The sequence below is a fragment of the Cellulomonas sp. KU4C genome (genome assembly GCF_056868065.1).
Genome location: NZ_CP200322.1, coordinates 3,085,288 through 3,099,526, shown reverse-complemented (window position 1 = coordinate 3,099,526; position 14,239 = coordinate 3,085,288). Strand labels below are relative to the sequence as shown.

The window sequence follows — 14,239 nt, the reverse complement described above, 5'->3', positions numbered from 1 at the left end:
GTGGCACCACGCAGCACGGGACGCAGCAGGTCGAACCCCCAGCCCGACCCCGACGAGCTCTCGCCGGCCGAGCGGTACGCCGCGGCCCGCAGGCGCGCGGCGGCGGAGAAGACGGAGCTTCGCGCGGTTCCGCGGGCTCGTGGACTTCCCGCTGGACGACTTCCAGGTCGAGGCGTGCGAGGCGGTCGAGCGCGGCAGCGGCGTGCTGGTCGCCGCACCGACCGGCGCGGGCAAGACGGTGGTCGGCGAGTTCGCGGTGCACCTCGCGCTCGCCACCGGTCGGAAGGCGTTCTACACGACGCCGATCAAGGCGCTGTCGAACCAGAAGTACCAGGACCTGGTCCGTCGCTACGGGGCCGACCAGGTCGGCCTGCTCACCGGCGACACCACCCAGAACGGCGAGGCGCCGGTGGTGGTGATGACCACCGAGGTGCTGCGGAACATGCTCTACGCGGGGTCGAGCACGCTCGACGGCCTCGGGTACGTGGTGATGGACGAGGTGCACTACCTCGCGGACCGGTTCCGCGGCCCGGTGTGGGAGGAGGTGATCATCCACCTGCCGGCCGACGTGCAGCTGGTGTCGCTGTCCGCCACGGTCTCGAACGCCGAGGAGTTCGGCGACTGGCTGCGCACCGTGCGGGGGGACACCGCCGTGGTGGTGAGCGAGCACCGGCCGGTGCCGCTGGGGCAGCACGTGCTGGTGCGGGACGACCTGCTCGACCTGTACGCGGGGCACGTGGACCCGACGGCGCCCGGTGCGAACCCGCCGATCAACCCCGAGCTCGCGCACCTGCTGCGCCGCGCGGACCGGTCCGGCGACGGGCCGCACCGGGGGCGGCGCGGGGCCGGCGACCGCGGCTACCGCGGGCCGGGCGGACGGCGGCGCGACGGCGGCGGCTCCGGCGGTCCCGGGGGACCGGGCGGCCCGGGGGGACCGCGGCCGGTGCCGCGGCCCGTGATGGTCGACGTGCTTGCCGAGGCGGGGCTGCTGCCCGCGATCGTGTTCATCTTCTCCCGCGCGGGGTGCGACGGGGCCGTCCAGCAGTGCCTGGCCGGCGGACTGCGCCTGACGTCACCGGCCGAGGCCGCGGAGATCCGCGAGATCGCGGAGGCCCGGTGCGCGTCGATCCCGTCCGAGGACCTGGACGTCGTCGGCTACTGGGGGTTCGTGGACGCGCTGGTCCGCGGTGTCGCGGCGCACCACGCCGGGATGCTGCCCGCGTTCAAGGAGACCGTCGAGGAGGCGTTCGCCCGCGGTCTGGTCAAGGTCGTGTTCGCCACCGAGACGTTGGCGCTGGGCATCAACATGCCCGCGCGGTCGGTGGTGCTGGAGAAGCTCGTCAAGTGGGACGGCTCGCAGCACGTCGACGTGACGCCGGGGGAGTACACCCAGCTCACCGGGCGGGCGGGTCGGCGTGGCATCGACACGGAGGGGCACGCGGTCGTGCTCGGGCGTGGCGGCCTGGACCCGATGGCGCTGGCGGGCCTCGCCTCGAAGCGGCTGTACCCGCTCCGGTCGGCGTTCCGGCCGACGTACAACATGGCGGTCAACCTCGTCGCGCAGGTGGGGCGGGTCCGGGCGCGCGAGGTGCTGGAGACCTCGTTCGCGCAGTTCCAGGCGGACCGGGGCGTCGTGGGGCTCGCGCGGCAGGCGCAGAGCCACGCGGAGGCGCTGGAGGGCTACGCCGAGGCGATGGCCTGCCACCTCGGCGACTTCCGGGAGTACTTCTCGCTGCGTCGCGAGCTGGGCGACCGGGAGCGGGGCCTGCACCGGGCGTCGGCGGCGCAGCGGCGGCAGGCGGCGGCCCAGAGCCTGCAGGGCCTCGCGGTCGGCGACGTGGTCGCGGTACCCAGCGGCCGGCGCGCGGTGCACGCGGTCGTGCTGGACCCCGGCACGGCGGGCGGGTTCGAGGGGGCGCGACCGCTGGTGCTGACGACCGAGCGCGAGGTGCGGCGGCTGTCGGTCCAGGAGGTCGGCGACGGCGTCCGGACGCTCGGCCGGCTGCCGGTCCCGCGCGGGTTCTCGGCGCGGGCGGCGTCCGCGCGCCGGGACCTCGCGGCGCAGCTGCGGACCGAGATCGCGTCGGGGCGGGTCGACGGTGCGCCGGCTCCCGGTCGTCGCGGCCGCGCGGTCGTGGCCGCCGACGAGGACGAGGCGATCGCCGCGCTCCGCCGCGCGCTGCGGGCGCACCCCTGCCACCAGTGCCCGGACCGCGAGGACCACGCCCGCTGGGCGGAGCGCTGGTACCGCCTCGACGGCGAGCACCGGGCGCTCGTCCGGCGGATCGAGGGGCGCACCGGGTCGATCGCGGTCGTGTTCGACCGGATCTGCGACGTGCTGGGCAGCCTGGGGTACCTGGGCTCCGCCGACGACGGCACGGTCGTCGTGACCGACGACGGGCGCTGGCTGCGCCGGCTCTACGCGGAGAACGACCTGCTGCTCGCCGAGTGCCTGCGCCGCGGGGCGTGGGCGGACCTCGACGTGCCCGGCCTCGCCGCGGCGGTGTCGGCGGTCGTGTACTCCGCGCGGCGCGACGACCGGGACCGGAACCCGACGGTCCCCGGCGGTCCGGCGGGCCGCCTCGGCCTGGCGCTCGAGGCGACGAACCAGATCTGGTCCGAGCTTCGACGACCTCGAGACCGAGCACCGGCTGGAGTCGATCCAGCCGCTCGACCTCGGGCTCGTCACGCCGCTGCACCGCTGGGCCGCGGGCCGCGGTCTGGACGCCGTGCTCCGGGACGCCGACCTGGCCGCGGGCGACTTCGTGCGCTGGTGCAAGCAGGTGGTCGACGTGCTGGACCAGGTCGCCAAGGCCGCCCCCGACCCGCACGTGCGCGAGACCGCCCGCAAGGCCGTCGGCGCGGTGCGGCGCGGGGTGGTCGCGTACGCGGGGACCTGAGGCGCCCCCGACGCTCGGGCGCGGCGCGCCGGACGCGACGCGCGTGGTTAGGGTGCGGACCGTGAGCACCACCCTGTACCGGGGCGGTGCGGTGCTGACCGCCGAGGTCCTCGCCGCACGCGTCGCCGAGCCCCTGCGCCGCACGGTCCCCGCCGGCGACCCCCTGGACGACGCCCCCACGGCCCTGCTGGTCGCGGACGGAGCGGTCGCGTGGGTCGGTCGCGCCGACGAGGCGGACGGGCTCGTGGACGGCGCGGACGAGGTGGTCGACCTGGACGGCGCGCTCGTGACGCCAGGGTTCGTCGACGCGCACGCCCACGTCCTGGACACCGGGCTGCGGCTGGCGTCCGTCGACCTGCACGGCGCGCGCGACCTCGGCGAGGTGCTCGACCGGGTGCACGCCGCGGTCAGCGGTCCGGCGGGTCGAGCGGCCGCCGCGGCGGGGGACCCGCTGTGCGGATACGGCTGGGACGAGCACACGTGGCCGGAGCGCCGCGCCCCGCGGCGTGCGGAGCTGGACGCGGTCGCGCAGGGGGCGCCGGTGTACCTCGGCCGGGCGGACCTGCACGCCGGCGTGGTGTCGACGTCCTTCGCGCAGGTGCTCGGGCTGCCGGAGCTGCCGGGGTGGCGCGAGGATGGGCTGGTGACCGGGCCGGCACACGCCGCGGCCCGGCGGGCGGTCCTGGACGTCGCGCCGCAGCGCCGGGACGCCCTGGAGGCGGCCGCCCTCGCCGCCGCGGCGCGCGCGGGCCTGGTGGCCGTGCACGAGCAGAGCGCGCCGCACCTCGGGTCCCGGGCCGGGCTCGCGGCCCTGCTCGCGGGCACCGCGGACCCGGCGTCGGGCCTGCCGCTGGTGGTCGGGTACCGCGCGGAGCTGTGCGAGACCGTGGACGACGTGCGGGAGCTGCTGGCCGCGGTGCCGGGGCTGACCGGCGTCGGCGGGGACCTGGCCGTCGACGGGTCGCTCGGCAGCCGCACCGCGGCGCTGCGCGCGCCGTACGCGGACGCGCCGACGGACTGGGCGCACCCGGACGGCCGGCTCGACCTGACCGCGGAGGAGGTCACCAACCACGTGGCTGCGGCCACCCGCGCGGGCGTGCAGGCGGCGTTCCACGTCATCGGGGACCGGGCGACCGACGAGGTGCTGCTCGGGTTCCGGGTGGCGGGCGACCTCGAGGGCGTCGACGCGGTGCGGGCGGCGGGCCACCGGCTCGAGCACGTGCCGATGCTGGACGCCCCGGCCCTCGCCACGATGGTGCTGCTCGGGCTCACCGCCTCGGTGCAGCCGGCGTTCGACGCGGCGTGGGGCGGCGACGACGGGCTGTACGCGGCGCGGCTGGGTCGCGGGCGTGCGGCGTCGTTGCACCCGCTGGCCGACCTGCGGGCCGGCGGGGTGCCGCTGGCGCTGGGGTCGGACAGCCCGGTCACGCCGTTCGACCCGTGGGGTGCCGTGCGGGCCGCGGTGGCGCACCGCACGCCCGACCAGCGGATCCCGGTCCGTGCCGCGGTGTCCGCGCACACCCGCGGGGGCTGGCTCGCCGCCGGCGCGGGGGAGTCGCGTGCGGGTCTGCTGGAGGTCGGTGCGCCGGCGCACCTGGCGGTCTGGCGCACCGGCGGCGGGCTGCCGCAGCTCGTCGAGGACGCGCCCGCGCCCCGCTGCGTGCGGACCGTGCGCGCCGGGGTGGTGCTGCACGACGAGCTCGGCTGAGACCGTTCGCTCGGTCGGGTGAACCGCCCGGCGCGTCCCGCCCGGCGTGTCACCCGCACGGCCCGCGGCGAGGCCCGATCGACACGCCGACCGACACGCCGAGGCGGCGGAATCATCGCGACAAATCGGGCAACCCGACCCGCCGGAGTGACCTGCGGCGACACCCCTGACGGGGCCGATCGCCCCCTTGACACCCCCCGCAGCTCCGATAGGTTCTCGGGAGTGGTCCGGACCACTCCCCGCGCGGCGTGAGCCCGCGGCGGACCGTCCGGAACGCATCGGGCCCCGACCGGGCCCGCGTGTTCATCAGAGAACGCCGACGCCGCTCCGCGGTGCCGTGCGGTACGAAGGACACGCGGGCCGGTCGGTCCGTCCCTCACCCGGTGCCGGGCGCGCGCGAGCCGCGTGCTGGAGGGACAGCCGGGTGCCGTACCCTGGCGCGGTGCCCGCACGTGACCCCTCCCGCTGGTGGAGCGCGGTCCTGGCGCTCCTCGGTGGTCTGCTGACCTGGACCGCCTTCCCCGACCTCGGCTGGTGGTTCGCCGCCGGCCCCGGGATCGCCCTGCTGTTCCTCGCGATGCGGCGCGACAGCGCCCGGTGGAACGCCCTGCTCGGGTTCGTCTGGGGCCTCGCGTTCTTCGTCCCGCTGCTCACCTGGGCGGACGACGCCGTCGGCCCGGTGCCCTGGTTGGCGCTGTCCGTCGCGGAGGCCGGGTTCATCGCGCTCCTGGGTGCCGCGTGGTCGTGGGCGCGCCGCGGCGAGGCCGTCTGGCGGCGTGCGTCGCTGCAGCTGGTCGTCTTCGTCGTGCTCTGGGTGGCGGTCGAGGAGCTGCGGTCGCTGTGGCCGTTCGGCGGGTTCCCCTGGGGTCGGCTGGCGTTCTCCCAGGCCGACTCGCCGCTGGCGCCGCTGGCCCGGCTCGGCGGCGCGCCGCTCGTGTCCGCGGCGGTCGTCGCCGCTGGCGTCGCCCTCGCGCTCGCCTGGTCCGCGGCCCGGCGGTTCGCGCTGCTGCCCACCCTCGGGCGCCTGGCCGTCGTCGGCGCGCTGCTGGTCGTCGGGATGCTGGTCCCGATGGACACGCGCGCGGAGGACGGCACGCTCAGCGTCGGGGCGGTGCAGGGCAACGTCGCCCAGCCCGGCCTGCACGCGTTCGACCAGCGCCGTGAGGTGCTCGACAACCACCTGGCGGGCACGTACGCCCTGCTGGACCAGGGCGTGGCACCCGGCGACCTCGACGTCGTCCTGTGGCCGGAGAACGGCACCGACATCGACCCGCAGGTGGACGCCGCCGCGGCGGCGGACATCGACGCCGCCGCGCGGGCCGTGGGCGCCCCGCTGCTGGTCGGCACGATCGAGTACCCCGAGAGCGGCGGCCGGTACAACACCTCGCTGCTCTGGGAGCCGGGGAAGGGACCGGTGGCGCGGTACTCCAAGCAGCGCCCCGCGCCGTTCGCCGAGTACATCCCGCTGCGCAGCCTCGTGCGACCGTTCTCGTCCGCCGTCGACCTCGTGCGCAACGACATGCTCCCCGGCACCGAGCCGGGCGTGGTCTCGCTGGCGTCCGAGCGGCTCGGCCGCACCGTCCGGATCGGTGACGTGATCTGCTTCGAGGTCGCCTACGACGGCATCGTCCGCGAGGCGGTGCGGGAGGGCGCGGAGGTGCTGGTGGTGCAGACCAACAACGCGTCGTTCGGCTACTCCGCCGAGTCGACCCAGCAGCTCGCGATGGCGCGGCTGCGGGCCGTCGAGCTCGGGCGCGCGACCGTCCAGGTGTCGACGGTCGGCGTCAGCGCCGTCATCGCCCCGAACGGGACCGTCGCGCAGCAGACCGAGCTGTTCACGCCCGCGCAGCTCGTCGCCCGCCTCCCGCTGCGCCAGTCGCTCACACCGGCGGCGCGGCTCGGGGCGTGGCCCAGCGGGATCGTCGGGGCGCTCGCCCTGGTGATGACCGCGGCCGGCACGGCGGGCGCCCGCCGGGTCCGGCGCGCCGACCGACCGGGCCCGGCCGCGTGACCGCCCGCCGGGTCCTCGTCGTCGTCCCGACCTACGACGAGCGCGACAGCCTCCCGCGCGCGCTGGCCGCGCTGCGCCTGCACGTCCCCGACGCCGACGTGCTGGTGGTCGACGACGCCTCGCCCGACGGGACCGGTGAGCTCGCCGAGCGGATCGCCGCCGAGGACGCCGCGTCCCGGGGGCGGCAGGCGATCCGGGTGCTGCACCGCACGGGCAAGCAGGGACTCGGCACCGCGTACGTCGCGGGGTTCCGCCGGGCGCTCGACGAGGGCTACGACGTCGTCGTGGAGATGGACGCCGACGGGTCGCACCGCGCCGAGGACCTGCCCCGGCTGCTGTCCCGGGTGCCGGACGCGGAGCTGGTGATCGGGTCGCGCTGGGTGCGCGGGGGCCGGGTGGTCAACTGGCCGCTGCACCGCCAGCTGCTGTCCCGCGGCGCGAACGTCTACGCCTGGCTCGCGATGGGCCTGCCGGTGCGGGACGCGACCGCCGGGTTCCGCGCCTACCGGGCGTCTGCGCTGGCCGGCCTGGCGCTCGACGAGGTCGCCTCGCACGGGTACTGCTTCCAGATCGACATGGCGTGGCGCGTGCTCGGCGCCGGAGGTCGGGTCGTCGAGGTCCCGATCACGTTCGTCGAGCGGGCCGAGGGGCGGTCCAAGATGAGCCGGTCGATCGTCGTCGAGGCGCTGGTCCGGGTCACGGTGTGGGGGGCGCAGCACCGCGTCGCCCAGGTCCGGTCGCTGGCCCGGCGGCTCGCGCGCCGCTGACCGGTCGCCCGCCGTCGCCCCCCGCTGCACCCCGTCGCACCGGGCGCGGAGGATCGCGCACCGGCCGCGGAACCACGACGGGCCCCGCACCACGAAGGTGCGAGGCCCGCAGGGACGACGTGCGGCTCAGGCGCTGCGACGCAGCTTGCCCGCCCGGAGCAGGTCGAGGCGCTCGTCGAGCAGCTCCTCGAGCTCCTTGATGGTGCGACGCTCCAGGAGCATGTCCCAGTGCGTACGGGGCGGCTTGGTGGCCTTCGGCTCCGGCTTCGAGGCGTCCCGCAGGAGCGCCTCCTCGCCGCACCGGCACTCCCACACCACCGGGACGTCGGCCTCGACCGAGAACGGCAGGATGATCGTGTGCCCGTTGGGGCAGTCGTAGTACGCCTGGAGACGGGGTGCGAAGTCGACGCCCTCGTCCGTCTCCATGCTGTGGGACCCGATGCGCATGCCGCGCAGGGACCGGTTCGACATCAGGGACCTCCGTGCCTTGACGTACAGACGTGTTGCTTACTCAGTGGTGCTCAACGTCCGGGGACCGTTCGGTGTTCCAGTCTGGCGTGAAGGTCCCGTGAACGCGCGGCGAGGACGGCACGGGCGGACCGGGGGGAGTCGTGGGCTCGCGGGGGCGGGCCCGTACGGCTCGTCGGACGTCCAGGTCAGGCCGGTGCAGGGGAGATCATGCCAGGGTCCGGCGCACGGCGCGACGCACGTGCTCCGCCTCGTCCGCGCCCTCGTGCCGCCAGCGACGCTGCTGCTGCGCACCGTTGCCGCGCTCCAGCAGCGTGGCGAGGTGGGTGCGCACCCAGTCCAGATCACCCACGGCCGACAGCGCGGGGGTGACGTGCGCCAGGAGCTCCGCGACCGCCTCGGGCGCGGGCACGGGCCGCCCGGTGCTCGGGCTGACCAGGTCGCCGTCCAACCCGGACCGGGCCGCGCGCCAGGCCGCCACGCGGATCATCTCGGTGCGCGGCTGCGGCGCGGGGTCGGACTCCGTGAGCGCGGTCTCGGCCAGGCCCCGGACCAGCGCGCCCAGCAGGACGGCGTCCTCGGGGTCCAGGCAGACGTCGCCGACCCGGACCTCGACCGTCGGGTAGCGCGCCGACAGCCGGGCGTCGAAGTAGACCATGCCCGTGTCCAGGATCGTGCCGCTCGCGACGAGCTCGGCCACCGTCGCCCGGTAGGTGTCCGCGTCGCCGAACGGGGCGGTCGGTCCCGCCGTCGGCCAGCGTCCCCAGACCTGCGACCGGAAGCTCGCGTAGCCGGAGTCCTCGCCCTGCCAGTACGGGCTGTTGGCGCTCAGCGCGAGCAGCAGCGGGTTCCACCGGCGCAGGTGGTCCAGCACCCGCACGCCCTCGTCGTCGTCCGCGACCTCGACGTGCACGTGGCACCCCGAGGTGAGCTGGTCGCGGGCGGTCTGGGCGAACTCCTCGGCGATGTGCTGCGAACGCCGGTTCACGACCACCGTCGGCCCGGACGGGCGCGGCGACGTCGCGAGCGCCGCGATGTGCGCGCCGGCGTGCTGGGCGGAGGAGTCGGCGCGGTACCGGCCCGCGCGGACTTCCTCGAGCAGCGCACCGAGGTCCGTGCACGGGTGGGTCGACGTCTCGATCTGCTCCTGCGCGAACTCCTTCTCCAACGACCCGCCCGGGACCTCCGGGTGGTCGTCCCCGTCCTGCGACGACGCGTGCTGCAGCACCGCCGCCGCGACCGCCCGGGGGCTGCCGTCCTGGGCCACGAGCAGGAACTCTTCCTCGACACCGATCGTCCGCACGCACGCAGTCTGTCCCCCCGCTGCGCCCCTGTCCTGCGCAACCCCGCCGCCCCGGCCCGCCGGTGGCCCGAGGTCGAGGGTTCGGCACGCACCCCGGCGTGTCGCGGCGGCGTGTCGAGCGGAAGGCTCGACCTCGGCGACGGCTGGTCCCTAGGGTCGGTGCCGTGGACGGGTATGTGCGGCCCGAGGGCGGGGTGGTCCGGTACCTCGGGGAGGACGGCCGGGAGGTGCCCTACGGGTCGCGGTGGCCGGACGGCCCGCCCGAGGACGCGTACGGGGTGACGTCGCACCCGGAGCGGTTCGCGCTGCTCGAGCAGGTCGCCGGGGCGCTCGTCGAGCACCTGGTGCGGCGGTACGACGTCGAGGTCGCCGACGACCCGGCCCTCGCCGCGGACCTCGTGCACCCGCCCGCGGGCGTCCGCCGAGCCGTTCGCCTCCGGCCGCGCTCGCCGCTCGCCGCGCCGCTCACGCTGGTCGTCACGTCGTTCCCCGGGGTGGTGCTGCGCGCGGGTGTGCTCCTGGAGGCGCCGTTCCCGGTCTGCGGGTGCGACGCGTGCGACGAGTCGGCGCAGTCCGTGGCCGACGACCTGGAGTGGCACGTCGGTGCCGTGGTCGACGGCCGGTTCCACGAGGACCTGTCCGGGTGGCCGCGACCGGTCCTCACCCACACGTTCCGCGGCGAGGGGCGCGAGGCGTCGTCCTCCGGCCCGCTCCACGACGACCTGCCGCGCCCGCTGGTGCGCGACGCCCGGGCCCGGCTGCGCGGGCTGCCCGGCGGGGCGTGGGCGCCGTGGCCGCAGCGGTGACGCCGGCCGGTCAGGTCGGTGGGCGGGTCGCCGCGCCGTCCAGCCAGAGCGTGTCCGACGCGTCGCGGTGGCTGCCGGTGCCGCCGACGTGCGCGCCGCTGATGGTCGGGCCCTTCGTGATGACGTGCACGAGCGCCATCGCGTGCCCGCGGCCGAGGCCGTAGTCCTCGGCGAGCCACGCGACGATCGCCCCGGCCTTCATGCCGGGCTCGGCGAGGCCGCGCGCCGTGGCCTCCTCGACGAGCTGGCGCGGGGTCCTGCCGGTCTTCACCTCGATCGCGTCGAGGTACGCCTGGAACGACATGCGCCCATCATGGCCGCGTCGCCCGCCCGACGGAAGGACCCGCGGCGGTGGCTAGGCTCGGCACCCGTGACCGCCTGGCAGACCCGCACCTCCACCACCGTCTACGAGAACGCCTGGATCCGGGTGCGCGAGGACGCCGTCACCCGACCGGACGGCGGCGAGGGCGTCTACGGCGTGGTCGAGCTGCGGCACCCGGCGGTGTTCGTGGTGCCGGTGACGGACGACGACGAGGTGGTGCTGGTCGAGGTCGACCGGTACCCCACGGGCCGCCGGTCGCTCGAGGTCCCCGCGGGCGGGTCCGACGGCGAGGACGCCCTGGTGGCGGCGCGGCGGGAGCTGGCCGAGGAGACGGGGCTGCTCGCGGACGCGTGGCAGGACCTGGGGGAGGTGTTCTCGCTCAACGGCGTGTGCGACGCGCCGGGTCGGGTGCTGCTGGCGCGGGGGCTGCGCGCGCCGGGCGACGCAACGGGTCAGGGCGAGGCGACGTCTCAGGCCGAGGAGGGCATCGTCGCCACGCACCGGCTGCCCTGGCCGGTCGTGCTGGAGCGGGTCGCGGACGGGACGATCACCGACAACGAGTCGATCGCGGCGCTGATGCGGGCCGCGATCGCCCTGGGCCGCGTGCGGTGAGCGCCGGGCCGGCGGTCAGGACCCGGTGAGCGCCTGCATCAGCAGCGGTGCGAGCAGCAGCTGCGCCAGGAACGCCCACCCGCCGGTCAGCCGGCGGACGGGCCCGACCACGGTGCGGCGGCTCCACGCGGGCGTCGGCTCGAGCAGCAGGTAGGCGAGCCACACCGGCCAGGCGCCGCCGGTCATCCAGAACCACGCCCACCGGGTGGCGAGCCGCGGCTCGCGGCCGGCGACGAGCAGCACGAGCGCACCGCCGAGCGTGCCGAGCGCGAGCAGCGTCGCCGCCGTCAGGCCCAGCCCCCAGGGCGCCGCCGGCGGGAGGGTGTCGGTCGTCCGCACGTCCACCGCGCGCGGTGAACCCGCCGCCGCGTCGAGGACCCGTCGCCGGTCGTCGGGTGGCGCGGTGCCCTCGTCGCCGCCGGACGCGCCGACGGGGGCGACGAGGTAGGTCGCGCTCCCGGCCCGCCCCGAGCCGGTCCACCGCACCTGCGCGATGGTGGCGCCGTCGTCGATCCGCTCCAGCGTGACCGTCGCGACCTCGCCGGCGTCGAGCGCCGCCACGAGGTCGTCCACCGACCGCGTGACGGGCTGCTGCGTCACGCCGAGCACGCCCACCGCGATGACGGCGAGCAGCAGCAGCCGCAGCGTCAGGTGCACCGGGCCCGACGGGTGCACGGTCGGCCCGGTCACGCCGCCGTCCAGGACGGCGGCGCGCGGCAGCGGTGCGGGCGGGTCGGTCACCCGGCCACGCTAGGGGAGCGGGCCGGTGCTCCGTGGGCGTTCCGGCGACCGGATCCTGGTCAGCCCGGGATGTCGGTGAGCGCGCGCTCGATGCGCTCCAGCCGCTGCTCGATGGCGTCCAGGCGGCCGAGCACCTCGGCGCGCGCCGGGGCGGCGTGGATCTCGGCGATCTTGCGCCGGTTCTTCGCGATCGTGTCGACCGCGGACGCCATCGTGCCGAACACGATGCCGGCCAGGACGATCCAGGCGATCCAGGGCAGGGAGTCCATGCTCACGCGTCTTCCTGTGCAGGGGTGGCGACCGCCTGGGCGACGACCGCGGGGGTGACGTGCAGGTCGAACGGCACCAGCTCGAAGTGCCGCAGCGCCTTGCCGTCCGGGGACACGCTGTGGTGGCCGCGGACGAGCCCGGCCTGCTCGAGCCGGGTCAGGTGGCCGTAGAGCAGCGGGCGCGACATGCCGACCCGGCGTGCGAGCTCGCTGACGTGCACGCTCTCGCTGCCGAGCTCGGTCAGGATGCGCAGCCGCTGCGGGCTCGCGAGCGCGCCGAGCACGCCCACGAGGTCGTCCAGCTGCATCGTCCACCTCCACCTGTCACCCGGAGGTTACAGGTGCTACCTCGCGGTGTCACGTCCGCTGGGGTCGCGCGGGTCCTGCGGGTCGCGCTGGTCGCGGGTGCCCGGGCTGCGGCGCGGGCCACGGAGCAGCCGGACCACCACCGCGACGACCACCAGCACCACCAGCACGACGACCACGGTCCAGACCGCGTCGTACGGCGCCGGCACCATCAGCCGCCAGCCCTCGGTGTCGTCCACGTCGCCCCCTCGTCCCCGGGCGCCCGGCGCGCCCCCCTCCGGCGACGCTAGCGGGTCAGCGCACAGGTTCGCCGAGCATCCGCGCGGTCCGTTCCCACAGGTCGCGCGCCAGCGCCGCGTCCCGGGCCTGCGGGTTCGTGCGGCGGGCGGGCCGGCCGCGCTCGTAGTAGGTGCCCGACTCCCAGTCGACGCCCGGCGTGCCGTCGGCGAGCCGCACGAGCTGCTCCGCACCGCGCTCGGGGGAGGTCATGAACCGCCGGGCGAGGCCCGTGTAGAACCGGCGCATCATGCTGGGCGACTGCGCGGCGAAGCCGGTCGCGACGATGCCCGGGTGGAACGCCGCCGAGGAGAGCCCGTCGCCGTGGAACCGCCGGTGCAGCTCCGTGGTCATGAGGATGTTCGCGAGCTTCGCGGTGCCGTACGTCTGCTGGGCGCTGGACCGGGTGTCGTGGGCGACGTCGTCGAGCCGCAGGTGACCGAACAGCCGCGCGCCCACGCTGGAGGTCTGGATCACCGACGCGTGCGACGCGAGCAGCACGTCGAGCAGCCGGGTGGTGAGCAGCCACGGCGCGAGGTGGTTGACCTGGAAGGTGCGCTCGAAGCCGTCGACGGTGGGTGTCGGGTCGCCGAAGATGCCGCCCGCGTTGTTGGCGAGCACGTCGATGCGGTCGTAGGCGCGCAGCTCGTCGGCGAGCCGCCGGACGTCCGCCAGGTCGCCGAAGTCGGCGACGTGGTGCGCCGCGCCGATCGACCCGGCGACCGCGGCCGTCTTCTGCGGCGACCGGCCGACCACGACGACCCGGTGCCCGCGGCCGGCGAGCTCGCGCGCGGCGGCGGCGCCGATCCCGTCGCTGGCCCCGGTGAGGACGACGGTGCGCGGGGTGGCGGGGGGTGGCGTGGGTCGAGGCGTGGGTCGCGGGGTGCTCGGCATGCCGCGACGGTACCGGCGGGCCAGGGTCGTCGCGCGGTCGGTCCTAGGGTGGCGGTGTGACCGACGCGACGTCCCGTCCCGAGCCGTTCCAGCTGCGCACCGAGCCCGCCGTGCTCGACGACCTCCGCGCCCGGCTGCGGGCGACCCGGTGGCCGGACGCGCCGCAGGACGCGGGCTGGTCCCTGGGCGCCGACGTCGACCGGCTGCGGCAGCTGGTCGCCTACTGGGCGGACGGGTTCGACTGGGGTGCCCAGGAGGCGGAGCTGGCGCGCCACCCGCACTTCCGGGTCGAGGTCGGTGGCCGTCGGATCCACTACGTGCACGCGCGCGCCGTGGCGCCGACCGGTCCGGTGCTGCCGCTGGTGCTGTGCCACGGCTGGCCCGACTCGGCGTGGCGGTACGCGAAGGTGGTCGACCTGCTGACCGACCCCGGCGCGCACGGCGGTGACCCGGCCGACGCGTTCGACGTGGTGGTCCCGGACATGCCGGGCTTCGGGTACTCCGACCGGCCCGTGGGTGCGGCGCCCGACTCGGTCGCGGTGGCCGGGCTGTGGGCCGGGCTGATGACGACGCTCGGCTACGAGCGGTTCGGCGCGGCCGGCGGTGACATCGGCAGCCACGTCGCCCGGTACCTCGCACTGGACCACCCGGACCGGGTCGTGGCGGTGCACCGCACGGACGGCGGCCTGCCGTTCTGGGCGGGCGATCCCGCGGACCTCACGGCCGAGGAGCGCGCCTGGTTCGCCGACGCCGCCGCGTGGGGCGCGACCGAGGGCGCGTACGCGGCGGTGCACCGCACCAAGCCGCAGACGGCCGCGGTGGGCCTCACGGACTCGCCGGCGGGGCTGGCCGCGTG

13 protein-coding genes and 2 pseudogenes are annotated in these 14,239 nt (G+C 76.4%); 7 read left to right on the top strand and 8 right to left on the bottom strand.

Translation table 11 applies throughout. The annotated features are described in order from the left end of the window. The 4 genes and pseudogenes from AC1VL8_RS14730 to AC1VL8_RS14715 all read left to right on the top strand — a co-directional run bounded on the left by AC1VL8_RS14730 (position 1) and on the right by AC1VL8_RS14715 (position 7,386). Positions 1-2,900: pseudogene (locus tag AC1VL8_RS14730) on the top strand (DEAD/DEAH box helicase). A 61-nt stretch (positions 2,901-2,961) separates the two neighbouring features. Then, the gene (locus AC1VL8_RS14725; RefSeq protein WP_483075690.1) at positions 2,962-4,608 is read left to right on the top strand and encodes an amidohydrolase; all 1,647 of its coding nucleotides are present in this window, start codon (positions 2,962-2,964) and stop codon (positions 4,606-4,608) included. Positions 4,609-5,050: 442 nt separating this feature from the next. Next, positions 5,051-6,619 carry an apolipoprotein N-acyltransferase gene (gene lnt / locus AC1VL8_RS14720; RefSeq protein ID WP_483075689.1) on the top strand — a complete coding sequence of 523 codons (1,569 nt, stop codon included), beginning with the start codon at positions 5,051-5,053 and terminating at the stop codon, positions 6,617-6,619. Beyond that, complete coding sequence (locus tag AC1VL8_RS14715) at positions 6,616-7,386, top strand: polyprenol monophosphomannose synthase (RefSeq protein ID WP_483075688.1); 771 nt, start codon at positions 6,616-6,618, stop codon at positions 7,384-7,386. Before lnt ends, AC1VL8_RS14715 begins: the two co-directional genes overlap by 4 nt. 126 nt (positions 7,387-7,512) lie before the next feature. Here AC1VL8_RS14715 and AC1VL8_RS14710 read toward each other — a convergent pair whose 3' ends face one another. Next, the gene (locus AC1VL8_RS14710; RefSeq protein WP_147793582.1) at positions 7,513-7,857 is read right to left on the bottom strand and encodes an RNA polymerase-binding protein RbpA; all 345 of its coding nucleotides are present in this window, start codon (positions 7,855-7,857) and stop codon (positions 7,513-7,515) included. 205 nt (positions 7,858-8,062) lie between these two features. Beyond that, complete coding sequence (locus AC1VL8_RS14705; RefSeq protein WP_483075687.1) at positions 8,063-9,157, bottom strand: carboxylate-amine ligase; 1,095 nt, start codon at positions 9,155-9,157, stop codon at positions 8,063-8,065. 164 nt (positions 9,158-9,321) lie between these two features. Between AC1VL8_RS14705 and AC1VL8_RS14700 the strand changes: the two genes are divergently transcribed. Next, the gene (locus AC1VL8_RS14700) at positions 9,322-9,963 is read left to right on the top strand and encodes a DUF6226 family protein (protein WP_483075686.1); all 642 of its coding nucleotides are present in this window, start codon (positions 9,322-9,324) and stop codon (positions 9,961-9,963) included. Between the two features lie 10 nt (positions 9,964-9,973). Here the strand turns inward: AC1VL8_RS14700 and AC1VL8_RS14695 are convergent, their stop codons facing one another. Next, entirely contained in the window at positions 9,974-10,267 is a 294-nt protein-coding gene (locus AC1VL8_RS14695; protein WP_483075685.1) for a DUF4287 domain-containing protein, read from the bottom strand. A 66-nt stretch (positions 10,268-10,333) separates the two neighbouring features. Between AC1VL8_RS14695 and AC1VL8_RS14690 the strand changes: the two genes are divergently transcribed. After that, positions 10,334-10,897, top strand: coding sequence for an NUDIX domain-containing protein (locus AC1VL8_RS14690; protein ID WP_483075684.1), 564 nt, complete (start codon positions 10,334-10,336; stop codon positions 10,895-10,897). 15 nt (positions 10,898-10,912) lie between these two features. On the opposite strand, the gene AC1VL8_RS14685 is transcribed toward AC1VL8_RS14690, so the two are convergent. From AC1VL8_RS14685 to AC1VL8_RS14665, 5 genes are read right to left on the bottom strand one after another with little or no spacing between them, the layout of a single operon-like run. Continuing rightward, positions 10,913-11,638 (bottom strand): hypothetical protein, encoded by a 726-nt coding sequence (locus tag AC1VL8_RS14685; RefSeq protein WP_483075683.1) that lies wholly within the window; start codon positions 11,636-11,638, stop codon positions 10,913-10,915. Between the two features lie 59 nt (positions 11,639-11,697). After that, entirely contained in the window at positions 11,698-11,913 is a 216-nt protein-coding gene (locus AC1VL8_RS14680) for a hypothetical protein (protein WP_389229213.1), read from the bottom strand. Next, positions 11,910-12,215, bottom strand: coding sequence for an ArsR/SmtB family transcription factor (locus AC1VL8_RS14675; RefSeq protein WP_389229209.1), 306 nt, complete (start codon positions 12,213-12,215; stop codon positions 11,910-11,912). Before AC1VL8_RS14675 ends, AC1VL8_RS14680 begins: the two co-directional genes overlap by 4 nt. A 36-nt stretch (positions 12,216-12,251) precedes the next feature. Next, complete coding sequence (locus AC1VL8_RS14670) at positions 12,252-12,452, bottom strand: hypothetical protein (protein ID WP_483075682.1); 201 nt, start codon at positions 12,450-12,452, stop codon at positions 12,252-12,254. 55 nt (positions 12,453-12,507) lie between these two features. Next, positions 12,508-13,383, bottom strand: a complete 876-nt coding sequence (locus AC1VL8_RS14665; protein WP_483075681.1) for an SDR family NAD(P)-dependent oxidoreductase — start codon at positions 13,381-13,383, stop codon at positions 12,508-12,510. Between the two features lie 56 nt (positions 13,384-13,439). On the opposite strand from AC1VL8_RS14665, the pseudogene AC1VL8_RS14660 reads away from it, so the two are divergent. Continuing rightward, positions 13,440-14,084, top strand: a pseudogene (locus tag AC1VL8_RS14660) (epoxide hydrolase family protein); the annotation flags it as partial. Positions 14,085-14,239: the final 155 nt, after the last annotated feature.